Annotated in this window: 22 protein-coding genes; 18 read left to right on the plus strand and 4 right to left on the minus strand. The window is 62.6% G+C overall.

Features of this window, described 5'->3' with window-relative positions; all coding sequences use genetic code 11:
• Positions 1 to 35 precede the first annotated feature (35 nt).
• From J3B00_RS07980 to J3B00_RS08010, 7 genes are all read left to right on the plus strand, one after another.
• On the plus strand, positions 36 to 1,340 hold the full coding sequence (locus J3B00_RS07980) for a homoserine dehydrogenase (protein ID WP_209866449.1): 1,305 nt from the start codon (positions 36 to 38) through the stop codon (positions 1,338 to 1,340).
• A 55-nt stretch (positions 1,341 to 1,395) separates the two neighbouring features.
• Positions 1,396 to 2,805, plus strand: coding sequence for a threonine synthase (thrC, locus tag J3B00_RS07985; protein ID WP_209866451.1), 1,410 nt, complete (start codon positions 1,396 to 1,398; stop codon positions 2,803 to 2,805).
• A gap of 576 nt (positions 2,806 to 3,381) precedes the next feature.
• On the plus strand, positions 3,382 to 3,702 hold the full coding sequence (locus J3B00_RS07990; RefSeq protein ID WP_034111071.1) for a transposase: 321 nt from the start codon (positions 3,382 to 3,384) through the stop codon (positions 3,700 to 3,702).
• Positions 3,699 to 4,034, plus strand: coding sequence for an IS66 family insertion sequence element accessory protein TnpB (gene tnpB / locus J3B00_RS26520; RefSeq protein ID WP_232893846.1), 336 nt, complete (start codon positions 3,699 to 3,701; stop codon positions 4,032 to 4,034). Before J3B00_RS07990 ends, tnpB begins: the two co-directional genes overlap by 4 nt.
• A gap of 63 nt (positions 4,035 to 4,097) precedes the next feature.
• On the plus strand, positions 4,098 to 5,633 hold the full coding sequence (locus J3B00_RS08000) for an IS66 family transposase (RefSeq protein ID WP_209863109.1): 1,536 nt from the start codon (positions 4,098 to 4,100) through the stop codon (positions 5,631 to 5,633).
• Positions 5,634 to 6,676: 1,043 nt separating this feature from the next.
• A complete protein-coding gene (locus tag J3B00_RS08005; RefSeq protein ID WP_209866455.1) occupies positions 6,677 to 7,117 on the plus strand; it encodes a histidine kinase in 441 nt (146 codons plus the stop codon).
• Between the two features lie 78 nt (positions 7,118 to 7,195).
• Positions 7,196 to 7,477, plus strand: a complete 282-nt coding sequence (locus J3B00_RS08010; RefSeq protein WP_209866458.1) for a DUF3509 domain-containing protein — start codon at positions 7,196 to 7,198, stop codon at positions 7,475 to 7,477.
• A 148-nt stretch (positions 7,478 to 7,625) separates the two neighbouring features.
• Here the strand turns inward: J3B00_RS08010 and J3B00_RS08015 are convergent, their stop codons facing one another.
• Both J3B00_RS08015 and J3B00_RS08020 read right to left on the minus strand, forming a co-directional pair.
• Complete coding sequence (locus J3B00_RS08015; RefSeq protein WP_209866461.1) at positions 7,626 to 8,513, minus strand: TIGR02285 family protein; 888 nt, start codon at positions 8,511 to 8,513, stop codon at positions 7,626 to 7,628.
• A gap of 16 nt (positions 8,514 to 8,529) precedes the next feature.
• Positions 8,530 to 9,729, minus strand: a complete 1,200-nt coding sequence (locus J3B00_RS08020; protein WP_209866464.1) for a CaiB/BaiF CoA-transferase family protein — start codon at positions 9,727 to 9,729, stop codon at positions 8,530 to 8,532.
• A 130-nt stretch (positions 9,730 to 9,859) separates the two neighbouring features.
• Between J3B00_RS08020 and J3B00_RS08025 the strand changes: the two genes are divergently transcribed.
• The 3 genes from J3B00_RS08025 to J3B00_RS08035 all read left to right on the plus strand — a co-directional run bounded on the left by J3B00_RS08025 (position 9,860) and on the right by J3B00_RS08035 (position 13,521).
• Entirely contained in the window at positions 9,860 to 10,402 is a 543-nt protein-coding gene (locus tag J3B00_RS08025) for a YaeQ family protein (RefSeq protein ID WP_209866467.1), read from the plus strand.
• 34 nt (positions 10,403 to 10,436) lie between these two features.
• Complete coding sequence (gene recJ, locus J3B00_RS08030) at positions 10,437 to 12,146, plus strand: single-stranded-DNA-specific exonuclease RecJ (protein ID WP_209866469.1); 1,710 nt, start codon at positions 10,437 to 10,439, stop codon at positions 12,144 to 12,146.
• 268 nt (positions 12,147 to 12,414) lie between these two features.
• Positions 12,415 to 13,521, plus strand: coding sequence for an NADH:flavin oxidoreductase/NADH oxidase (locus J3B00_RS08035; RefSeq protein WP_209866471.1), 1,107 nt, complete (start codon positions 12,415 to 12,417; stop codon positions 13,519 to 13,521).
• A gap of 55 nt (positions 13,522 to 13,576) precedes the next feature.
• On the opposite strand, the gene J3B00_RS08040 is transcribed toward J3B00_RS08035, so the two are convergent.
• Together J3B00_RS08040 and J3B00_RS08045 are read right to left on the minus strand one after the other, a co-directional pair.
• Positions 13,577 to 13,909: a type II toxin-antitoxin system HicB family antitoxin gene (locus J3B00_RS08040; protein WP_209866473.1), complete on the minus strand. Its 333-nt coding sequence runs from the start codon at positions 13,907 to 13,909 to the stop codon at positions 13,577 to 13,579.
• On the minus strand, positions 13,906 to 14,160 hold the full coding sequence (locus J3B00_RS08045; RefSeq protein WP_209866474.1) for a type II toxin-antitoxin system HicA family toxin: 255 nt from the start codon (positions 14,158 to 14,160) through the stop codon (positions 13,906 to 13,908). The genes J3B00_RS08040 and J3B00_RS08045 overlap by 4 nt, the downstream gene beginning before the upstream one ends.
• A 200-nt stretch (positions 14,161 to 14,360) precedes the next feature.
• Between J3B00_RS08045 and J3B00_RS08050 the strand changes: the two genes are divergently transcribed.
• The 8 genes from J3B00_RS08050 (at position 14,361) to J3B00_RS08085 (ending at position 23,606) form a co-directional block, all read left to right on the plus strand.
• Complete coding sequence (locus tag J3B00_RS08050) at positions 14,361 to 15,065, plus strand: tellurite resistance TerB family protein (protein ID WP_209866475.1); 705 nt, start codon at positions 14,361 to 14,363, stop codon at positions 15,063 to 15,065.
• A gap of 125 nt (positions 15,066 to 15,190) precedes the next feature.
• Positions 15,191 to 16,813: a methyl-accepting chemotaxis protein gene (locus J3B00_RS08055; protein WP_209866476.1), complete on the plus strand. Its 1,623-nt coding sequence runs from the start codon at positions 15,191 to 15,193 to the stop codon at positions 16,811 to 16,813.
• A gap of 5 nt (positions 16,814 to 16,818) precedes the next feature.
• Positions 16,819 to 17,340 carry a chemotaxis protein CheW gene (locus J3B00_RS08060; RefSeq protein ID WP_209866477.1) on the plus strand — a complete coding sequence of 174 codons (522 nt, stop codon included), beginning with the start codon at positions 16,819 to 16,821 and terminating at the stop codon, positions 17,338 to 17,340.
• Entirely contained in the window at positions 17,337 to 18,590 is a 1,254-nt protein-coding gene (locus J3B00_RS08065; protein ID WP_209866479.1) for a protein-glutamate O-methyltransferase CheR, read from the plus strand. The genes J3B00_RS08060 and J3B00_RS08065 overlap by 4 nt, the downstream gene beginning before the upstream one ends.
• The gene (locus J3B00_RS08070) at positions 18,587 to 19,252 is read left to right on the plus strand and encodes a chemotaxis protein CheW (RefSeq protein WP_209866481.1); all 666 of its coding nucleotides are present in this window, start codon (positions 18,587 to 18,589) and stop codon (positions 19,250 to 19,252) included. Before J3B00_RS08065 ends, J3B00_RS08070 begins: the two co-directional genes overlap by 4 nt.
• Positions 19,249 to 21,540: a hybrid sensor histidine kinase/response regulator gene (locus tag J3B00_RS08075; RefSeq protein ID WP_209866483.1), complete on the plus strand. Its 2,292-nt coding sequence runs from the start codon at positions 19,249 to 19,251 to the stop codon at positions 21,538 to 21,540. Before J3B00_RS08070 ends, J3B00_RS08075 begins: the two co-directional genes overlap by 4 nt.
• Positions 21,537 to 22,550 (plus strand): chemotaxis response regulator protein-glutamate methylesterase, encoded by a 1,014-nt coding sequence (locus J3B00_RS08080; protein WP_209866485.1) that lies wholly within the window; start codon positions 21,537 to 21,539, stop codon positions 22,548 to 22,550. Before J3B00_RS08075 ends, J3B00_RS08080 begins: the two co-directional genes overlap by 4 nt.
• 51 nt (positions 22,551 to 22,601) lie before the next feature.
• On the plus strand, positions 22,602 to 23,606 hold the full coding sequence (locus J3B00_RS08085) for a PleD family two-component system response regulator (protein ID WP_209866487.1): 1,005 nt from the start codon (positions 22,602 to 22,604) through the stop codon (positions 23,604 to 23,606).
• The last annotated feature ends 31 nt before the right edge of the window (positions 23,607 to 23,637 follow it).

A 23,637-nucleotide genomic window follows, 5' to 3' on the forward strand; every position in this document is an offset into this window, starting at 1 on the left:
GGCGCAGGTGCCGGCCGTTCAATGGGGAGTTCACAGTGAAACCGGTCAAAGTAGGCATCTGTGGGTTGGGGACCGTCGGTGGCGGAACCTTCAATGTACTTCAGCGCAACGCCGAGGAGATTGCCCGCCGTGCCGGGCGCGGTATTGAAGTTGCACAGATCGCCATGCGCTCGCAGAACCCGAACTGCCAGATTACCGGTACCCCCATTACCGCTGATGTGTTCGAGGTCGCGTGCAACCCGGAGATTGATATCGTCATCGAACTGATCGGCGGCTACACGATTGCCCGCGATCTGGTCCTGAAAGCCATTGAAAACGGCAAGCACGTGGTGACCGCGAACAAGGCGCTGATTGCCGTGCACGGCAACGAAATCTTCGCCAAGGCGCGCGAGAAGGGCGTCATCGTCGCCTTTGAAGCGGCCGTGGCCGGTGGCATCCCGGTAATCAAGGCTATCCGTGAAGGCCTTTCGGCCAACCGCATCAACTGGCTGGCGGGGATCATCAACGGCACCGGTAACTTCATCCTCACTGAAATGCGTGAGAAGGGCCGCACCTTCCCGGATGTTCTCGCCGAAGCGCAGGCCCTGGGTTACGCCGAAGCCGACCCGACTTTCGACGTCGAAGGTATCGATGCGGCGCACAAGCTGACCATCCTTGCCTCGATCGCCTTTGGTATTCCGCTGCAGTTCGACAAGGCCTACACCGAGGGCATCACTCAGCTGACCACCGCTGACGTCAACTACGCCGAAGCGTTGGGCTACCGCATCAAGCACCTGGGCGTTGCCCGCAGCACCCCGGCTGGCATCGAGCTGCGCGTGCACCCGACGCTGATCCCGGCCGACCGCCTGATCGCCAACGTCAATGGCGTGATGAACGCCGTGATGGTCAACGGCGACGCAGCCGGTTCGACCCTGTACTACGGCGCCGGCGCCGGCATGGAGCCGACCGCCTCGTCGGTGGTCGCCGACCTGGTCGACGTGGTCCGTGCGATGACCTCCGACCCGGAGAACCGCGTGCCGCACCTGGCCTTCCAGCCCGATTCGCTGTCTGCTCACCCGATCCTGCCGATCGAAGCCTGCGAGAGCTCCTACTACCTGCGCATCCAGGCCAAGGACCATCCGGGCGTACTGGCCCAGGTCGCGAGCATCCTCTCCGAGCGCGGTATCAACATCGAGTCGATCATGCAGAAGGAAGCCGAGGAGCAGGATGGCCTGGTGCCGATGATCCTGGTCACTCACCGCGTGGTCGAGCAGGGCATCAACGATGCAATCGTCGCCCTGGAAGCTCTGCAGGATGTGGTCGGCAAGGTCGTGCGCATTCGCGTCGAACAGCTCAACTAATTTCGCCTTCGGGCCGCCTGTGCGGCCCGGGCTCCAGCATCGAAGGTTTGCATCCATGCGTTATATCAGTACTCGCGGCCAGGCCCCGGCCCTGAACTTCGAAGATGTCCTGCTCGCAGGCCTGGCCACTGACGGCGGCCTGTATGTGCCAGAGAACCTGCCACGCTTCACCCAGGAAGAGATCGCCTCGTGGGCCGGCCTGCCGTATCACGAGCTGGCCTTCCGGGTCATGCGCCCGTTCGTCACCGGCAGCATCGCCGATGCCGATTTCAAGAAGATCCTCGAAGAAACCTACGGCGCGTTTTCTCACGCCGCAGTGGCACCGCTGCGCCAGCTGAACAGCAACGAGTGGGTCCTGGAGCTGTTCCACGGCCCGACCCTGGCGTTCAAGGACTTCGCCCTGCAACTGCTCGGCCGCTTGCTCGATCATGTTCTGGCCAAGCGCGGCGAGCGCGTGGTTATCGTCGGCGCCACCAGTGGTGACACGGGGTCGGCTGCGATCGAAGGCTGCCGCCGCTGCGACAACGTCGACATCTTCATCCTTCACCCGCACCAGCGTGTGTCGGAAGTTCAGCGTCGGCAGATGACCTCGATCTTTGGCGAGAACATCCACAACATCGCCATCGAAGGTAACTTCGACGACTGCCAGGAGATGGTCAAGGCCAGCTTTGCCGACCAGTCGTTCCTCAAGGGCACCCGCCTGGTCGCGGTCAACTCGATCAACTGGGCGCGGATCATGGCCCAGATCGTCTACTACTTCCATGCAGCCCTGCAGTTGGGCGGCCCGGCGCGTTCGATCGCGTTCTCGGTGCCGACCGGTAACTTCGGCGACATCTTCGCCGGTTACCTGGCGCGCAACATGGGCCTGCCGATCAGCCAGCTGGTTGTGGCGACCAACCGCAACGACATCCTGCACCGCTTCATGAGCGGCAACCAGTACGTCAAGGACACCCTGCACGCGACCCTGTCGCCGTCGATGGACATCATGGTCTCGTCCAACTTCGAGCGCCTGCTGTTCGACCTGCATGGCCGTAATGGCGCTGCGATTGCCGAGCTGATGGCCAACTTCAAGCAAGGTGGCGGTTTCAGCGTCGACGAAGACCGTTGGACCGAAGCGCGCAAATTGTTTGACTCGTTGGCGGTCAGCGACGAAGAGACCTGCGAAACCATCGCTGAAGTCTTCGCCAGCACCGGTGAAGTGCTTGATCCGCACACTGCGATTGGGGTCAAGGCTGCCCGTGAATGCCGTCGTAGCCTGGATACCCCGATGGTGGTGCTGGGCACTGCGCATCCGGTCAAGTTCCCTGAGGCAGTGGAGAAGGCTGGTGTGGGCAAGGCGTTGGAGTTGCCGACGCACCTGACTGATCTGTTCAGCCGTGAAGAGCGTTGTACGGTATTGCCTAACGATCTGAAGGCGGTGCAGGCGTTTGTCAGCCAGCATGGCAATCGTGGTAAGCCGTTGTAAGCGGTAGCCGCAGTATTGAAAAAGCCCATCCTTGAGATGGGCTTTTTTCACGGATTGTTGGGGAGATGATCTGTTGGCTTGGCTTGGCTTGGCTTGGCTTGGCTTGCTTAGGAATTGTGGGCTTATCCATTTGATGTGCTGCCGCTTCTGGCCCCTTCCGCCCTTACGGCGGGTCACTTTTATCCGCTCATAAATGAACCGCCTGCTCCTGCATCCTCCTGCAGTCGCGAAGTTACGGGCGGCGTTTGGGTTGGCGTTGTCTTCGATAGTGGCTGCGGTGGTGGATATTCGGGCCTCTTCGCGGGACAAGCCCGCTCCTACAGGTACAGCGCCGGTTTTGAATTCGGCGTAATCCCTGTAGGAGCGGGCTTGCCCCGCGAAGAGGCCGGTACTACCAATGCAAATCGCAGGGCGTAGCCCTGCCCAGCCACCCCACAAATCCGCTCATAAATAAACCGCCTACTCCTGCATCCTCCGTAACCGTCCGGCGAACTCACCTTCCGAACTCCAGCTTTAAGGGCGATGGTGTCCGCGTATTTTTAAGCGGACGCGATCGCCCTTATCGCCAGGATTTCCATGCGCCAACGAAGCTCTTATCCGAAACCGTTCAAAGCCCAAGTCGTTCAGGAATGCCTGCAACCTGGGGCCACTGTCTCAAGTGTCGCCATCAGCCACGGCATCAATGCCAACGTCATCCGAAAATGGATGCCGCTCTATCGAGACCAGCCCGCAGCGACTTCACTACCGGCATTCGTCCCGCTAAAAGCCGTACCTAAACGGCCAGCCGAAGCGTCAGTGATCATCGAGTTGCCCATGGCCGGCCAAGTGATCACAGTGAAATGGCCAACCTCAGATCCCGAGGGCTGCGCGCAATTTATCCGGGCTGTCGCTCAATGATCCGCATCGATGCAATCTGGCTGGCCACCGAGCCGATGGATATGCGCGCCGGCACCGAAACCGCATTAGCCCGGGTGATCGCAGTGTTCGGTGCGGCGAAGCCGCACTGCGCCTATCTGTTCGCCAATCGTCGGGCTAACCGGATGAAAGTACTGGTGCACGATGGCGTGGGCGTCTGGCTTGCGGCGCGGCGACTGAACCAAGGCAAGTTTCACTGGCCCGGAATTCGCCACGGCTGCGAGGTCGAACTCGACAGCGAACAACTCCAGGCGTTGGTACTGGGTTTGCCGTGGCAGCGAGTCGGTACGGGTGGCGTGATCAGCATGCTGTAATCGCCGGCCATTTGACCGGTCTGCTTGTCGTCGTTTCGGGCCTGCTCTGGCACAATCGGCGGCATGACTTTCTCGCCCAACCTCGACCAGATGACCCCGGAACAGCTCCGTGCCTTAGCGGCACAGGCGCTGCAGTTGCAGTCCCAAGTCGAGGCGATGAGCAGGAAGATCCAGAACGATGAAATCCTCATCGAACAGTTCAAGTTCGAAATCGCCCTGCTCAAGCGCCACAAGTTTGCTAAGCGCAGCGAGCAAATCAGCCCGGCGCAAGGCAGCTTGCTGGACGACCTGCTCGACACAGACCTTGAAGCTATCGCAGCAGAACTGAAACAGCTCCTTCCAGCTTCGCCACAAGCCGAGCCACGGCAATCTCCGAAACGTGCGCCATTGCCGCCGCAGTTTCCACGCACAGTGATTCGTCACGAACCCGAAGACACTCAGTGCGCCTGTGGCTGCCAACTTCAGCGCATCGGCGAAGACGTCAGCGAGAAGCTGGATTACACGCCGGGCGTGTTCACTGTCGAGCAACATGTGCGTGGCAAATGGGCCTGCCGTCAGTGCGAGATACTGATGCAGGCGCCGGTGCCGGCGCAGGTTATCGACAAAGGTATCCCGACCGCAGGCTTGTTGGCCCACGTGATGGTGGCGAAGTTTGCCGACCACTTGCCGCTGTACCGGCAGGAGAAAATCTTTGGCCGCGCGGGGCTGGCAATCGCTCGTTCGACCCTGGCCCAGTGGGTCGGACAAACCGGTGTGCGGCTCCAGCCGCTGGTCGATGCACTGCGTGAAGCCGTTCTGAACCAGGGCGTGATTCACGCTGATGAAACGCCGGTGCAAATGCTTGCGCCGGGCGAGAAGAAAACCCACCGAGCCTATGTCTGGGCCTACAGCACGACGCCGTTTTCGGCGCTCAAGGCGGTGGTCTACGACTTCAGCCCAAGCCGTGCTGGCGAACACGCGCGTAACTTCCTGGGCGACTGGAACGGCAAGCTGGTTTGCGATGACTTCGCTGGTTATAAAGCTGGTTTTGAGCAAGGCATCACTGAGATCGGCTGCATGGCCCACGCCCGTCGCAAGTTTTTCGATCTGCATGTGGCGAACAAAAGTCAGCTAGCCGAACAGGCGTTGCACTCGATCAGCGGCCTGTACGAGGTGGAACGCCAGGCGCGGGACATGAGTGATGAAGATCGCTGGCGAATACGTCAGGAAATGGCGGTACCGATCAGTAAAAAATTGCATGACTGGATGTTGGCCCAGCGCGACCTGGTGCCCAACGGATCAGCCACGGCCAAAGCCCTCGACTACAGCCTGAAACGCTGGGTAGCGCTGACGCGCTACCTGGACGATGGTGCTGTGCCCATCGACAACAACCAAGTTGAAAACCAGATACGGCCATGGGCACTCGGGCGCTCGAACTGGTTATTTGCCGGGTCGTTGCGCAGCGGCAAACGAGCAGCTGCAATCATGAGCCTGATCCAATCGGCGCGCATGAGTGGGCATGATCCATATGCCTATCTCAAAGATGTACTGACGCGGTTGCCGACGCAACGGGCCAGTGAGATCGGGCAACTGTTACCGCATCAGTGGGTGTCTGCCTAACTTACGCAAGGTGAGTTGGGCGGACGCTTACCATCCTCCTGCAGTCGCGAAGTTACGGGCGGCGTTTGGGCTGGCGTTGTCTTCGATAGTGGCTGCAGTGGTGGATATTCGGGCCTCTTCGCGGGACAAGCCCGCTCCTACAGGTATTGCGCAAATTTTGAATTCGGCGTAATCCCTGTAGGAGCGGGCTTGCCCGAAGAGGCCGGTACTACCAATGCAAATCGCAGGGCGCAGCCCTGCCCAGCCACCCCACAAATCCGCTCATAAATAAGCCGCCTACTCCTGCATCCTCCTGCAGTCGCGAAGTTACGGGCGGCGTTTGGGCTGGCGTTGTCTTCGATAGTGGCTGCGGTGGTGGATATTCGGGCCTCTTCGCGGGGCAAGCCCGCTCCTACAGGTACAGCGCCGGTTTTGAATTCGGCGCAATCCTGTAGGAGCGGGCTTGTCCCGCGAAGAGGCCGGTACTGCCAATGCAAATCGCAGGGCGCAGCCCTGCCAGCCACCCCACAAATCCGCTGGTAGATAAACAAAGCGAGAGCGCAGCGATTCGCCAGCCGTTGCCCTGGCTGTTGATCTTGATCTTGATCTTGATCTTGATCTTGCTCTTGATCTACCAGCGACTTCAGGAGGCCGAGTGGAGGTCTTGCGCAGGGAGGTGGAGGCCATGGATGGCCGGAAAGCGCTGAGGCCCAGGATGGGCCGTACAGCGCGGTCCTCCCGGAGCAAGACCGGAGCGAGGGAACCCGTAGCGCAGCGAAGGGCCGGATGCAGGAGCAAGCGGTTTTTGGTTACTTTTTTCCAAGAAAAAAAGTGACCCGCCGTAAGGGCGGAAGGGGCCCGAAAAGCCACCACATCAAATAGATAAGCCCCCACCCCAAAAGCCCCAACCCCAAAGGCGAACTCAAGCCAGGCGCAATTCCAATAGAACTTTAAAGTGGGAATTGTTCCCCAACACTTTCAGACATTTCTGAATGTAAAGCGACAATCGTTTTTCTACAGTGGCGGGTCACTTGGTCAGGGCGCAAGGCGCTCGGGAGCGACCCATGAACCGGCTCAATATCCTGATCTACCAGGCAAGCCCTTGCCATCAGATCACCCTGCACCAGGCGTGTAACGCTCAAGGTGTGTTCAATGTTCGCGTAGCCGAACATCTGCCTGCCGCCATGGCCTGCCTGGGCAGCACCCGTCGCTGTGACCTGTTGGTCCTGGACCACGCCATGCCCGCTGGCGAAAGCAACGCCTTGCTTGAACAACTGAGCCAGGTCGCCGCCCCCAAGGCTCTGTTGTTCGTAGGAACCCGCCGTCCAGGTACACCAGATTGCGCTGCCATGGCCCGCAGACAAGGCTTGTGGGTTATCGCCGAACTGCCATGGCCGTTGTCTACGCCAGCCCTGCGGCATGCCTTGATACGCATCCAGGGATCCAGCCCAAGGTCCGCTCAGAGCGAGTTTCAAACTGTCATGTTGCCCGCGCATGCTCACTGAAAGGGCCCGCAGTGACGAACTTTGTACTGCGCCTGAAGGTCAGTACCGATAAGTCCCCCACCTAAGTGAGTACGCCGGATGGAAAGAATCTGCAGACTGCTCAACCAAGCCTTGACCCCCTATCAGGCCCAGCTCAGTGCGATTGATGCCAGCGGCCATCATCAGTTGACCGTCATTGACAGCCAGGGCGCGCTGACCTTGCAACGGGCCGTGAGCCCGCGCCAACTGCTGGAGCAAAGCCTTTTGATCGACCTGGTCGACGGTTTGCACCGCGATCTGCAAATTGCCGAGGGGCGTCTGCAGCCGTGCGTTATCGCCGCGTTGCAGCATCAGCAACACATTCATGGAACCTTCGCCTGAGACAACCGTCAGATGCGGTAATGGCAGCCCATCGACGCTTTGCTCCGGTTTCGACAGGCTGTCACGGGAAGCCCTTCCAGGCTTTCGATTCGCCCCGGTCGTCCTCCCCAGCGACCGGGGTTTCTTTTGTCTGCCGTAAATGCCCGACTCAAGGATCAGCAGGCGCTTCGCCGGCCAGATCATCGACTCGTTGGCGGGCTTGGCGCAGATAATTCTCACGCAGTTCCGGATCGAGCCAGCGCGCATAGAACCCAGGCAGGGTGTCTCGGCGCAAAGCCGGTAACAGCGTATCGATGTGCTTGATCGCCTCGCGTCCCAGCGGCGTGTCGGAACAGGCGACATGCAGAAACTGATATTGATGGACGCCTTGGATCGGGTAGAACAGGTAGTCGTCCAGCGGTCCGCCTTGCTGCTGGACCAGATAACGCACCTCCGGCCAGTAGCCCAGTAACAATTGCAGACGCCCCAGTTGTTGCATCTGCAGCAGGTTGGCGGTTGCATCGTTGCCGTAATGGCGGCTGAGGGCGCCTTCGGGCAGTTGGCGCAGCATTTCATCCACCTGCGCGCTGTAGCTGCGCTCGGCGACGATGCCCAGTTTGAGCTGAGTCTGCGCCAGCAGTGCCTTTAGATCGACCTGCTGGGCACTGAGGAAGGGCTCGATCATGCTCTGGTCGTGCTTGCGTACCAGCAGGCCGCTGCTCAACACGCCCAGTGTCGGCTGCGAGAAGCGAGCAAACTTGGCTCGCTCTGGCGTCCACAACAAGGTCGGGTCGCAGGTGAAGCTGGGCTCCTGCAGCATCTGGATGCCGCGTGCGCGATTGACCCGAACGACACTGTGCTCGTACTCGGGCATCTGCTCGATCAGCAGCGCCAGCATGCTGTCGATCACGCCCTGGCCTTTTTCCGGGCCTTCGAAGATGGTGAAAGGGGGCAAGTCGCGGACCAGCCACAGCAAGCGCTCCTTGGCCTCGGCCATGAGCGGTAACAGGGTGCAGATAATCAGCGAGAGGAGGAGCCGGCCGGCACGTCTGGGCATGAATGATGGCGCCGGCTCAGACCGCGCCTGCCTCGCGCAGACGGGCGATCGCAGCCGGGTCGTAGCCCAGCCCGGCAAGTACCGACTCGGTGTGCTCGCCCAGCGCAGGGCCTACCCATTCAGTGGAGCCGGGGGTGTCCGACAGCTTGGGCACGATGCCAGGCATCTTGAACGGCTTGCCGTCCGGCAGTCGGCCTTGAAGGAACATCTCACGAGCCAGGAACTGTGGGTCGCTGAACATATCTTCGGCCGAATAGATCCGGCTGGCCGGCACTTCGGCAGCGGTCAGCGCCTGCATCACCTGCTCCAGTGGCAGGCCATTGACCCAGCGGTCGATCACCCCGTACAGCTCATCGCGGCGCAGGTCGCGGCCGTCGTTGCTGGCCAGGCCTGGGTCGCTGGCCAGGTCATCACGACCAATAGCGAGCATCAAGCGTTTGAAAATCGCGTCGCCGTTGGCGCCGATCTGGACATGCTTGCCGTCGGCACTGGTATGGATGCAAGAAGGGGTGATGCCCGGCATGATGTTGCCGGTGCGCTCGCGGATGAAGCCAAACACGTCGAACTCGGGGACCATGCTCTCCATCATGGCGAAGATCGCTTCATACAGCGCAACATCCACCACTTGCCCTTCGCCGCCGTTCACTTCGCGGTGTCGCAATGCCATCAGTGCGCCAATCACGCCCCACAAGGCCGCGATCGAGTCGCCGATGGAAATGCCGGTGCGTACCGGCGGGCGATCCTCGAAGCCGGTGATGTAGCGCAGCCCGCCCATCGACTCACCCACCGCGCCAAAGCCTGGCTGGTCTTTCATTGGCCCGGTCTGGCCGAAACCGGACAACCGCACCATGACCAGGCGCGGGTTGAGTGCATGCAGCACATCCCAACCCAGGCCGAGTTTTTCCAGCACGCCGGGGCGGAAATTCTCGATCAGAATGTCGGCCTCGGCCAGCAGCCGCTTGAGGATTTCGCGGCCCTCGTCATGCTTGAGGTTGAGGGTCAGCGATTGCTTGTTGCGGGCCTGTACGAACCACCACAGCGAGGTGCCCTCATAAAGCTTGCGCCACTTGCGCAACGGATCGCCGCCGTCGGGCGACTCCACCTTGATCACCTCGGCGCCGAATTCGGCGCAGATGCGCGAGGCGAATGGGCCGGCGATCAGGGTACCGAGCTCGATGACTTTGAGGCCGGCGAGGGGTTTGCTGGGCGTGGGCATGAGGCATCCGTGGCAAATGGGCGGAGGGGTGGTTTTATCATAGGTCGCCAGCGGCAGATACTGCTGCGACGCAAGGAAGGCAGGATCAGTTAGACTGGGCGACTTTTCTCTTGCAAGAAGCCCGTTTGCCATGGCCCAGCCGTCCACCACCTACAAATTCGAACTGAACCTGACCGACCTCGATCGCGGCGTGTACGAAAGCGTCAAACAGACCATCGCCCGCCATCCTTCGGAAACCGAAGAGCGCATGGCCGTTCGTCTGCTGGCCTACGCGCTCTGGTACAACGAGCATCTGTCGTTTGGCCGGGGTTTGTCGGATGTCGACGAGCCTGCCCTGTGGGAAAAGAGCCTGGATGATCGTGTCCTGCACTGGATCGAAGTCGGTCAGCCAGATGCTGATCGCCTGACCTGGTGCTCGCGTCGTACCGAACGTACCAGCCTGTTGGCCTACGGCAGCCTGCGGGTCTGGGAGACCAAGGTGGTCGGCGCGGTGAAGAATCTGAAAAACCTCAACATCGCTGCCGTACCGCAGGATGTGCTGGAAATCCTCGCCAAGGACATGCCGCGCAGCATCAAGTGGGATGTGATGATCAGCGAAGGCACTGTGTTCGTTACCGACGACCGTGGCCAGCACGAAGTGCAGCTGCAGTGGCTGCTCGGTGAGCGTGGCTGACCTGAACCCTTATTGATTGACTGCTGAAGACCCCATGCGTATCGAACCCCGCCCGCTGCCGCCAACCCTGCCGTTTCTCGGCGCCCTGCCACCCTTGCTGACTCGCCTGTACGCCGCCCGTGGCGTGCAGTCCGAGGCCGAACTGGACAAGAGCCTGGCGCGCCTGCTGCCGTTTCAACAGCTCAAGGGCATCGACGCGGCGGTCGAGCTGCTGGTTGAGGCGCTGGACCAGGGGCAACGGATCCTGATCGTCGGCGACTTCGATGCCGACGGTGCTACAGCCAGTACCGTTGGCGTGCTTGGCCTGCGCCTTTTGGGCGCGGCCCACGTCGATTACCTGGTGCCGAACCGCTTCGAGTATGGCTATGGCCTGACCCCGGAGATCGTTGAAGTGGCACTGCAGCGTCAGCCGCAATTGTTGGTGACCGTCGATAACGGTATCTCCAGCGTGGAGGGGGTCGCGGCAGCCAAGGCTGCCGGGCTCAAGGTGCTGGTCACCGACCACCACCTGCCGGGCAACCAGTTGCCGGATGCCGATGCCATCGTCAACCCGAACCAGCCTGGCTGCGAGTTCCCGAGCAAGTCGCTGGCCGGTGTCGGGGTCATCTTCTATGTGCTGATGGCCCTGCGTGCGCGCCTGCGCAGCTTGGGCCGTTACCAGACCCAGGCGCAGCCGAACATCGGCGAGCTGCTGGACCTGGTCGCGCTGGGCAGTGTGGCCGACGTGGTGCCGCTGGATGCCAACAACCGTATCCTGGTCCACCAGGGGCTTGAGCGGATTCGCGCCGGCCGTGCCCGTGCTGGCCTCAAGGCAATTCTTGAAGTCGCCCGGCGTGATTACCAGCGCATTACCTCGACCGACCTGGGCTTCATTCTCGGCCCGCGGCTGAATGCTGCTGGACGGCTCGACGACATGAGCCTGGGAATCGAATGCCTGCTGTGTGACGACCCGGCCCTGGCGCGGGACATGGCCGAGCAGTTGGACGGCCTCAACCAGGACCGCAAATCCATCGAGCAGGGCATGCAGCGCGAAGCGCTGGCCCAGCTCAAGGACCTGCCTGTCGAGTCGATGCCCTATGGTCTGTGCCTGTTCGACGCTGATTGGCACCAAGGGGTGATCGGTATTCTCGCATCCCGGCTGAAAGAACGTTATCACCGCCCGACCATCGCTTTTGCCGATGCCGGGGAGGGCATGCTCAAGGGCTCCGCGCGGTCGGTCCCGGGCTTTCATATTCGTGATGCGCTGGATGCGGTGGCGGCGCGTCATCCGCAGCTGATCAGCAAGTTCGGCGGTCACGCGATGGCGGCGGGCTTGTCGCTGCCAGCGGAGAACTTCCCGGCGTTTGCCGAGGCGTTCGACGCAGAGACCCGGCGCCAGCTGTGTGAGGATGACCTGACTGGGCGGCTGCTGTCCGACGGCACCTTGGCGGTCGAGGAGTTTCATCTGGACCTGGCCAAGGCGCTGCGTAGCGCCGGGCCGTGGGGGCAGCACTTCCCCGAGCCACTGTTCCATGGCGTCTTCCAGCTGGTCGAGCAGCGGGTGGTCGGCGAGCGGCACCTGAAAGTGGTGCTCAAGAGCGAATGTGGGGCAGTCAGGCTGGATGGCATTGCCTTTGGCATTGACCGGGAGGTCTGGCCTAATCCGACGGTGCGTTGGGTGGAGTTGGCCTACAAACTGGATGTGAACGAGTTTCGTGGCAATGAGAGTGTGCAGTTGATGATTGCGCATATGGAGCCGCGGTGATGCTGTCAGTGAAGGGGGGACCGGGCTGACAGGGTCTTCAACAGCGCAGGGTGTGCTGGATGTGCTGGCCTCTTCGCGGGGCAAGCCCGCGCCTACCGATTTGGCGCTGGCCAGACGCTTGGCGCGGTACCTGTAGGCGCGGGCTTGTCCCGCGAAGAGGTCGGCACTGGCGCAAACTGGTCTAGGCTCAAAGGAACCGGTACCAGGCCAGAGTCGCTCATGAGTGCCCGGCCCGGTCAACCATTTGGAGTCCTTGGGAGGTACCCTCATGAGCCTGTTGCTCGAGCCCTACACCCTGCGTCAGCTGACCTTGCCCAACCGCATCGCGGTCTCACCGATGTGCCAATACTCTGCCACTGACGGCCTGGCCAATGACTGGCATCTGGTGCATCTGGGCAGCCGCGCGGTGGGTGGCGCCGGCCTGGTGATCACCGAAGCCGTCGCCGTCACCGCTGACGGCCGTATTACTGCCGAAGACCTCGGCCTGTGGGACGACGTCCAGATCCCCGCGTTGCAGCGCATCACCCGGTTCATCACTGCCCAGGGCTCGGTGCCGGGCATCCAGCTGGCTCATGCCGGGCGCAAGGCCAGCACCCATCGGCCCTGGCTGGGCAAGCATGGCAGCGTCAAACCTGAGGACGGCGGTTGGCAGCCCGTTGGGCCGTCGAAGATCGCGTTCGACCCGGAACATACCCCGCCACGCGAACTGAGCTCGGACGAGATCCAGGGCGTCGTCAGCGCCTTCGTCAAATCCGCCGAGCGGGCCCTTAGCGCAGGCTTCAAGGTGGTCGAAATCCACGCTGCGCATGGCTATCTGCTGCACCAGTTCCTTTCGCCGCTGAGCAACCAGCGCCGCGATGACTACGGTAGCTGCTTCGAGAACCGCATCCGTCTGACCCTGCAAGTCACTGAAGCCGTGCGAAAAGTCTGGCCGCAAGAGCTGCCCCTGTTTGTCCGTGTGTCGGCAACCGACTGGGTGGAAGATGGCTGGAACCCGGACGAAACTGTCGAACTGGCGCGTCGCCTGCGGGTGATCGGTGTCGACCTGATCGACGTTTCGTCGGGCGGTACTTCGGTCAACGCCGAGATCCCGACCGGCCCCGGCTACCAGACCCGTTTCGCCGAACGTGTGCGCAAGGAATCGGAGATCGCTACTGGCACCGTCGGCATGATCACCGAACCGGCCCAGGCCGAGCACATCCTGCGTACTGGCCAGGCGGATGTCATCTTCCTTGCCCGTGAGCTGCTGCGTGATCCGTATTGGCCACTGCATGCCGACGATGACCTGGGCGGTAACAAGGCGACCTGGCCGGCGCAGTACCAGCGCGCGACCAGTCGGGCCAATCCGATTCATGAATCGGATTTGAGGGATTAGATGCTCAGACGTTGTTGCTAACTGCGCTTTCGACGAGCAAATGACAGCGACGCTTTCAGCTACAGGCTGCCCGGCTGAGTATGTCGCTGACCCATTGGTTGATGCTCTTTTCCGCCAGCTCGGCCTTGGCTGCCACGCTGGCGTGAAGGGCAGGTTCGAGGCGTAGGCTGAGCTTGCCTGAGTAGGCTTTTTGCGGCGCTCTTCCGAGCCGCTCGCACGTCTGCAGATAGTCGTCCACTGCCTCTTCGAACGCGTTGCGTAACTCGCTGATCGACTCCCCATGAAAACCGATCACGTCGCGTATTCCAGCAACATGGCCGATCAACAACTGGTCTTCGTCACTGTATTCGATGCGAGCAGCGTAGCCGCGGTAGGTCATGACATTCATGGTGTTACTCCTGCCTGCTCAAGGAACTGGCGAGCATCCCGCACTTGATAGGGCTTGGCGTGCCTGCCAGGGTGAGGGCGATGAAATGTTGCGATCATGCCGTTAAGTTCGAAGCGAATGCGTGAGCCGCTGCCTTCGACGACGTATGCGCCAAGCGATACCAACAGCGACTCCAGGCGGAGCCATTCCAGCGACTTTGGCACCGGTTTTTGGAATAGCGCTTCCAGGGTACTTCGTTGATGGTTATTCATGGTATCAGATTATGATACCGCTATGATCGGTTCAAATGTGCGACTGTAAGGAGCCGGACCGCTCCGTGTAGGATGATTCTGAAGATAACGAGGTTTAACGAAGTCCGCCTTATGCAACATCCCGAAGCAAATCCCCCCGTGGCGAACACACGGGCAAGCCTTACTCTGGGCGTTACCTTGTGCACTGTGGAGACGCATCAATGAACACCCGAGGCTTGCTCGATCAACTGCTCAAATCCGGTCAGGAACTGCTCGGCAAACAGGCGGGCAAGGGCGCCGGGAGCAAGCCTGGCCTAGGCGCTGGTGGCCTTGGTGGCCTTGGCGGGCTGCTCTCGGGCGCGGGCGGGGGTGCCCTGGCCGGCAGTGCGATGGGCCTGCTGCTGGGCAACAAGAGCGCACGCAAATACGGCGGCAAGGTGCTTACCTACGGCGGCCTCGCCGCACTTGGCGTGCTGGCCTACAAAGCCTATGGCAATTGGCAGGCCGGCCAGGCCCAGGGTCAGCAGCATGAGCCACAGACGCTCGATCGGCTGCCGCCGGCGCAGGCCGAGCAGCACAGCCAGGCGGTGCTGCGAGCATTGGTTGCAGCGGCCAAGTCCGATGGCCATATCGATGCGCGTGAACGCGAGCTGATCGAGGGCGAGTTCACCCGCCTCGACAGTGATCGCGAACTGCAGCACTGGCTGCACGCCGAACTGAACAAGCCGCTCGATCCGGCAGAAGTGGCGCGTGCCGCACAGACGCCGGAAATGGCAGCCGAGATGTACCTGGCCAGCGTGATGATGGTCGACCAGGAAAACTTCATGGAGCGTAGCTACCTCGACGAACTGGCGCGACAACTGCGCCTGGATCCGGCCCTGCGTCAGGAGCTGGAAAGCCAGGTCCGGCTTGCTGCTGGCCAATAGCCCGGTACTGATTGCGCCATCAGCCAGGGACGCCTGAATCCCCTGCAATTGAGCTGCGAACGGGTGAGACGCCTAGGCTATACTTCGGCGCTTTCCCGCTCGCACTGAATTCTTGAGGGCTGATTGTGAAGAACTGGACCATGCGCCAACGGATCCTGGCAAGTTTTGCCGTGATCATCGCCATCATGCTGCTGATGATCGTGGCCGCCTATTCGAGGCTGGTGGCCATCTCGACGAGCGAATCGGCGGTCGCGGCCGACGCGATTCCCGGCGTCTACTACAGCTCGATGATCCGCAGCGCCTGGGTCGACAGCTATGTCACCAGCCAGCAACTGGTTGGCCTGAGCAATCATCGCGAGATCACCAGCGCCGACATGGAGCTGTTCAAGGGCTTCGAGGATCGCCTGCGCGAGACTATGGCCAGCTATAAGGGGACCATCCGCACCAGCGATGACCAGGCCAGTTTTGATACCTTCGTCGGCATGGAACAGCGCTATGTCGAAGACATCAAGCAGGTGCTCGAGGTCTACCGGCAGAAAGACTATGCCGAAGCTCAACGGTTGATTTCCGAGGTGCTCACGCCGTCCTGGATCGAAGGCCGCAAGCACCTCAACACGGTCATCGAACGCAACCGTGAATCCGCGGACGCAGCCACCAACGAGATCGTCAGCGCCGTGGCCACGGCCAAGGGCAGCATGATCGTCTCGCTGGTACTGGCCATCATCGCTGCGGGTATCTGTGGCCTGCTGCTGATGCGCGCCATCACCACACCCATGCAACGTATCGTCCACGCCCTCGACAAGCTGCGTTCGGGTGATCTGAGCATGCGCCTGAACCTTGAGCGCAAGGACGAGTTCGGGGCCATCGAGACCGGCTTCAACGAAATGGCCGAGGCCCTCGCCAACCTGGTAGCCCAGGCGCAGCGCTCGTCGGTGCAGGTGACCACCTCGGTCACCGAGATTGCCGCCACCTCCAAGCAGCAGCAGGCCACCGCCACGGAAACAGCAGCCACCACCACCGAGATTGGCGCCACCTCGCGGGAGATCGCCGCGACCTCGCGTGACCTGGTCCGGACCATGACCGAGGTCACCTCCGCCGCCGACCAGGCCTCGATTCTCGCCGGCTCCGGCCAGCAGGGCCTGGCGCGCATGGAAGAGACCATGCACCAGGTCATGGGCGCCGCCGACCTGGTCAACGCCAAGCTGGGCATCCTCAACGAGAAGGCCAGCAACATCAACCAGGTGGTAGTGACCATCGTCAAGGTTGCCGACCAGACCAACCTGCTCTCGCTCAACGCCGCCATCGAAGCCGAAAAGGCCGGCGAGTACGGCCGTGGCTTCGCCGTGGTGGCCACCGAGGTGCGCCGGCTGGCCGACCAGACTGCGGTGGCCACTTACGACATCGAACAGATGGTCCGCGAGATCCAGTCGTCGGTCTCGGCCGGGGTCATGGGCATGGACAAGTTCTCCGAAGAGGTGCGCCGCGGCATGTTCGAAGTGCAGCAGGTCGGCGAGCAGCTCAGCCAGATCATTCATCAAGTCCAGGCCCTGGCGCCGCGCGTGCTGATGGTCAACGACGGCATGCAGGCCCAGGCCACCGGCGCCGAGCAGATCAATCAGGCCCTGGCCCAGCTCAGCGATGCCAGTACCCAGACCGTCGAGTCGCTGCGCCAGGCCAGTTTCGCCATTGACGAACTGAGCCAGGTGGCGGCCGGCCTGCGTGGCGGTGTATCGCGTTTCAAAGTCTGACGACGATGAACAACATGCCCTCCCGCGAACAACCGGCCGGCCACGGCAAAGGCGCCTTGTACCTGCAGTTTCGCCTCGGACAGCAACGCTTCGCCCTGGATGTGCGCGAGGTCATCGAGGTGCTGCCGCGCCGCGCACTCAAGCCGATCGCCCAGGCGCCAGCCTGGGTGGCGGGGATTCTTGCCCATCGCGGTGCGCTGATCCCGGTGATCGATCTGACGGCCCTGAGCTTCGCTACCCCGGCTGCACAGCGCACCAGCACCCGTCTGGTGCTGGTGCACTACCTGCCTCCTGCGGCGCACGCGCCGCTGCGTCTTGGGCTGATTCTCGAACAGGCCACTGACACCCTGCGCTGTCATCCCGATGAGTTCCAGCCCTACGGCCTGGACAACCCCGATGCGCCGTATCTGGGGCCGGTACGCCAGGACGCAGAGGGCCTGCTGCAACGTATCCAGGTCAACGACTTGCTACCTGATGAGGTGCGTCAGCTGTTGTTCCCTGAGCAAACCGGGCAGGTTCCAGCATGAGCGAACAGCGCTTTTTCCGCTTTCTGCAGGAGCGTATCGGCCTCGATGTCGAATCGGTGGGGGCGCCGATGGTCGAACGGGCGTTGCGCCAGCGTTGCGCCGCGCTGGAGGCCAGCGACCTCGACGATTACTGGCTGCGTCTGCTCCAGTCCGGGGTCGAGCAACAGGCTTTGATCGAGGCGGTGATCGTCCCCGAAACCTGGTTTTTCCGTTACCCCGAATCATTTGCCGCGTTGGCCAGCCTGGCGCACAAGCGCCTTGCCGAACTGGCTGGCGCCAGGCCGCTGCGCATTCTCAGCCTGCCATGCTCTACCGGCGAAGAGCCTTACTCGATCGCCATGGCACTGCTTGAAAGTGGCATCAACCCCGGCGACTTTGCCATCGACGGCCTCGACATCAGCGCCCACTCGGTGGCCCGCGCCCGGCAGGCGCTGTACGGGCGCAATGCCTTTCGCGGAAGCGACCTGGCGTTTCGCGAGCGGCATTTCAGCGAGTGCGAAGAGGGCCATCGGTTGCACGAGCGGGTCAGCCGGCAGGTCAGCCTGCAGGTGGGCAATGTGCTGGACCCGGCGCTCCAGAGCCGTGCAGGCCAGTACGATTTCGTGTTCTGCCGCAACCTGTTGATCTATTTCGATGTGGCGACTCAGCGTCGGGTGTTCGAGGTGCTCAAGCAGTTGATCCATGCCCAGGGCGTGTTGTTCATCGGCCCCGCCGAGGGCAGCCTGTTGGCACGCCTGGGCATGCGGCCGCTGGGCATTCCCCAGTCGTTTGCCTATGTCCGACAGGCAGACATTGCCGCGGTAGCCGCAAGCCCCCCGGTGGTTATCAGCCGTCCGCTGCCTGTGTCGATCGTTGCCCCGCGCGCGGTGCCGCCCGCTGCCCGGCCACTGCGCTCGGTAGCGCCGCTGGCCGGCGCTGCGCAACCGCGCGAAACCCCGGACGAGCTGTTGGCCAGCATTGCCCGCCAGGCCAATGCCGGCGATAGCGTGCAAGCCCGCACCCGTTGCGAGCACTACCTGCGTCATTTCGCACCGAACGCACAGGTCTACTACTGGCTGGGGTTGCTCAGCGATACCGATGGCGATAGCCAGAGTGCCCTGATCCATTACCGCAAGGCGTTGTACCTTGAACCACAGCACCCTGAAGCGTTGATTCATCTGGCGGCGTTGCTGGCGGCGCAGGGCGATGAGGCCGGCGCGCGCCGCTTGCAGGAACGTGCCGCCCGGGCTGGACGGGAGTCTGAACGATGATTGCTGCCAACGGTATGCCACTGGCCAGCCAGGAGTCCGAGCGCATCGACGATTGCTGGAACCGCATCGGCGTGCACGGCAACAAGCAGTGCCCGCTGCTTGAGCGGCATATCCATTGTCGCAACTGCGAGGTCTATGCGTCGGCGGCGACCCGGCTGCTCGATCGCTATGCGCTGATGCAGGACGAACAGATAGAGGCGCCGGCGCCAGTCGAGACGTGCAGCGGACGCTCGATGCTGCTGTTCCGCCTGGGAGAGGAATGGTTGGCACTGGCCACCGCCAGCCTGGCCGAAATCGCCCCGCTGCAGCCGGTGCATTCGCTGCCGCACCAGCGCTCGCGGGTGTTGCAGGGTGTGGCCAACGTGCGCGGTGCCCTCGTGCCGTGCCTGTCGCTGGCAGACCTGCTTGGGGTCGACATACTGCCGGCGCAGGCGCGCAGTGGGCGGGTGATGCCACGCATGCTCATCCTTGCCGCCGAAGGTGGCCCGGTGGTGGTCCAGGTGGATGAAATCGATGGTATCCACCGCCTCGACAGCGAACGTTGCGGTGATGGCCAGGACACCGCCCACTTCACTGCGGCAGTGCTGCAGTGGCGCGGGCGCAGTGTGCGCGTACTGGATTCGCAACATCTTCTGTCTGCCGTGAAGCGGAGCCTGTCATGACCCCGGAGCAAATGCGTGACGCTTCGCTGCTCGAACTGTTCAGCCTGGAGGCCGAGGCCCAGACTCAGGTGCTCAGCAGTGGCCTGATGGCGCTGGAGCGCAACCCGACCCAGGCTGACCAGCTCGAAGCCTGCATGCGTGCCGCGCACTCGTTGAAGGGCGCGGCGCGGATTGTCGGCGTCGATGCTGGCGTGAGTGTCGCGCATGTCATGGAAGATTGCCTGGTGGCGGCCCAGGAGGGCCGCCTGCGCTTGCGTCCCGAGCATATCGACGCGCTGCTGCTGGGTACCGACCTGCTGATGCGCATCGCCACCCCCGGTGATGTCGCCGGTGAAGCGGCGGTACCAGGGTTTCTGGTGCAGATGGCGGCGCTGCTTGATCCCAATGCCGCGTTTGCCGCAGCCATACCGACCCAGGCGGCTCCTCTGCCTGTCGAACCGGCGCCGACCACTCCCTTGGTTGAGCAGGCGGCGGTCGTACTCGAGCCGCAAGGCGAGGGCGCAGACCCGCGCAAGCCAGGTAAACGTGGTGCTGAAGGCAGCGAGCGGGTGTTGCGGGTCACGGCTGACCGCTTGAACAGCCTGCTCGACCTGTCGAGCAAGTCGTTGGTCGAAACCCAGCGGCTCAAGCCTTACCTGGCCAGCCTGCAGCGGCTCAAGCGCATGCACGGCCAAGGCATGCGCGCGCTCGATGGCCTGAAGAGTCAACTCGAAGGCAGCGGCCAGAGCCTGGAAGTGCTCGACGCCCTGGCCCAGACCCAGCGCCTGCTGGGCGAGACCCAGCAGATCCTGCAACAGCAGGCCGCCGAACTCGACGAGTTCGGCTGGCAAGCCAGTCAGCGTGCGCAGAACCTCTACGACACCGCCTTGGCCTGCCGCATGCGGCCCTTTGCCGACGTGCTGGCGGGGCAGAGCCGGATGGTCCGCGACCTGGGTCGCTCGCTGGGCAAGCAGGTCCAGTTGCAAATCGAAGGCGACAAGACCCAGGTCGACCGCGACGTGCTGGAAAAGCTCGAAGCGCCGTTGACCCATTTGCTGCGCAACGCGGTCGACCATGGCATCGAACTGCCCGAGCGACGCCTGCTGGCAGGCAAGCCGGGTGACGGAGTGATCCGCTTGCGCGCCTCGCACCAGGCCGGCCTGTTGATTCTCGAGCTGAACGACGACGGCGCCGGCATTGACCTCGAACGCTTGCGCCGCAGCATCGTCCAGCGCGCGTTGTCGCCGGCCGAGACTGTTGCGCAGATGAGCGAAGCAGAGCTGCTGACGTTCCTCTTCCTGCCGGGCTTCAGCCTGCGTGATACGGTTACCGAGGTGTCTGGCCGAGGGGTCGGACTGGATGCGGTGCAGCACATGGTCCGCGAACTGCGCGGTTCGATCGAGCTGAGCCAGGTGGCCGGCCAGGGTTGCTGTTTCCACCTGCAAGTGCCGCTGACCCTGTCGGTGGTGCGCAGCCTGGTGGTGGAAGTCGGCAGCGAGGCCTACGCCTTTCCCCTGGCGCATATCGAACGGACCCTGGACGTACCGGCCGAAGCCATCGTGCAGATCGAAGGGCGCCAGCACTTCTGGCACGAACAGCGGCATATCGGCCTGGTGTCGGCCAACCAATTGCTCAATCGCCCGGCGGTCCAGGGCGAGGAGAGCAGCCTGCGCGTGGTGGTGATCCGCGAGCGCGACCAGCTCTACGGGGTGGCCGTGGAGCGCTTGATCGGCGAACGGGTACTGGTGGTAATGCCGCTCGATCCGCGGTTGGGCAAGATCCAGGACATCTCCGCAGGGGCGCTGCTCGACGACGGCTCGGTGGTGCTGATCGTCGACGTCGAAGACTTGCTTCGTTCGGTGGAAAAGCTGCTCAGCACGGGTCGCCTGGAGCGCATCGAGCGTGGCGGCGCTGCGCTCAAGGGCCAGGCCCGCAAACGCGTGCTGGTGGTTGACGACTCGCTGACCGTACGCGAGCTGCAACGCAAGCTGCTGGGTAACCGAGGCTATGACGTGGCCGTGGCGGTAGACGGCATGGATGGCTGGAACGCCCTGCGCGGGGAGGACTTCGACCTGCTGATCACCGACATCGACATGCCGCGCATGGACGGCATCGAGCTGGTCACCCTGGTGCGCCGCGACCAGCGCCTGCAATCGCTGCCGGTAATGGTGGTGTCGTACAAGGACCGTGAGGAAGATCGCCGGCGTGGACTGGATGCCGGAGCCGACTACTATTTGGCAAAGGCCAGTTTCCACGACGATGCGTTGCTGGATGCGGTGGTCGAGTTGATTGGAGGTGCACAGGGATGAGGATCGCCATCGTCAACGACATGCCCATGGCTGTCGAGGCCCTGCGCCGGGCACTGGCCTTCGAGCCGGCGCACCAGGTGCTGTGGGTCGCGGGCAATGGCGAGGAGGCGGTCCGCCGGTGTGCCGAGCAGACCCCGGACCTGATTCTCATGGACCTGATCATGCCGATCATGGATGGGGTCGAGGCGACGCGACGGATCATGGCCGAAACCCCCTGCGCCATTGTCATCGTCACCGTCGACCGCAAGCAGAATGTCCATCGCGTGTTCGAAGCCATGGGCCATGGCGCCCTGGATGTGGTCGACACGCCGGCGCTCGGCGCAGGAGATGCGCGCGAGGCGGCAGCGCCGTTGTTGCGCAAGATCCTCAACATCGGTTGGCTGATCGGCCAGCAGCGGCCCGGCGCGCCCAGGGCGGTGCCTTCGACTCTGCGCGAAGCCTCGCAATGCAGCAGCCTGGTGGCCATTGGCTCGTCCGCGGGTGGCCCGGCCGCACTCGAGGTGCTGCTCAAGGGGTTGCCCAAGGATTTTCCAGCGGCCATCGTCCTGGTCCAGCATGTTGATCAGGTGTTTGCCGCCGGCATGGCCGAGTGGCTCAGCAGCGCCTGCGGGCTGGTGGTGCGCCTGGCCCGCGAAGGTGAACCGCCGCAGGCTGGGCAGGTATTGTTGGCCGGTACCAATCACCATATCCGCCTGATGAAAAGCGGCCAGCTCGCCTACACTGCCGACCCCGTCGATGAGATCTACCGGCCTTCGATCGATGTGTTCTTCGAGAGCGTGGCGCGCTATTGGTGTGGCGCTGCCGTGGGCGTACTGCTTACCGGCATGGGGCGCGATGGCGCACAGGGTTTGAAGCTGATGCGCCAGCAAGGTTTTCTGACCATTGCCCAGGACCAGCAGAGCAGCGCCGTGTATGGCATGCCCAAAGCGGCTGCGGCGATCGACGCGGCAGTGGAAATTCGCCCGCTGGAACGTATTGCCGGGCGCCTGATGGAGGTTTTCTCGAAATGAAGGTATGTATTCGATCACGCTGCCTGACCGGCAGTGACTTGGTGAATAGGCATGAATGATCTACCGATCGACGGTTTCCCGACCACCAATGAAAATGCGGCGATGGTCCTGCTGGTCGATGACCAGGCGATGATCGGCGAGGCGGTGCGGCGGGGCCTGGCCCATGAAGACAACATCGACTTCCACTTTTGCGCCGATCCGCACCAGGCGATTGCCCAGGCCATCCGCATCAAGCCCACGGTAATCCTCCAGGACTTGATCATGCCTGGCCTGGACGGACTGACGCTGGTGCGCGAGTACCGCAACAATCCACAGACCCAGGACATCCCGATCATCGTCCTGTCGACCAAGGAAGACCCGCTGGTGAAGAGCGCGGCGTTTGCCGCCGGGGCCAACGACTACCTGGTCAAGCTGCCCGACACCATCGAGCTGGTGGCGCGGATTCGCTATCACTCGCGCTCCTACATGACCTTGCTCCAGCGTGACGAGGCCTACCGGGCGCTGCGCGTCAGCCAGCAGCAGTTGCTCGACACCAACCTGATGCTGCAGCGATTGATGAACTCCGACGGCCTGACCGGGTTGTCCAATCGCCGCCACTTCGATGAGTACCTGGAGCTTGAGTGGCGGCGGGCGATACGTGAGCAGCAACAAATCTCGTTGCTGATGATCGACGTCGACTACTTCAAGGCTTACAACGACAGTTTCGGCCATTTGGCCGGTGACGAAGCGCTGCGCCAGGTGGCTGGGGCGATTCGCGGCTCGTGCTCGCGACCCTCCGACCTGCCGGCCCGGTATGGCGGCGAGGAATTTGCGCTGGTCCTGCCCAATACCTCGCCGGGCGGGGCACGCCTGATTGCCGAAAAACTGCGGCAGACGGTGCTCGGCCTGAACATCCCGCACACCGCGCCCAGCGCCGATGCCCGTCTGACGGTGAGCATCGGCCTGGCCACTGTGACACCGAGTATTGGCAGCCAATGCCGGCAAGTGATCTCGGCGGCCGACAAAGGCCTTTACCTGGCCAAGAACAGCGGACGCAACCAAGTGGGTATCGCCTGAGTTTGCGCTGCCTACCCCGGCATCGCTTTCT

The organism is Pseudomonas sp. BP8 (genome assembly GCF_017875955.1).
Lineage (GTDB): Bacteria > Pseudomonadota > Gammaproteobacteria > Pseudomonadales > Pseudomonadaceae > Aquipseudomonas.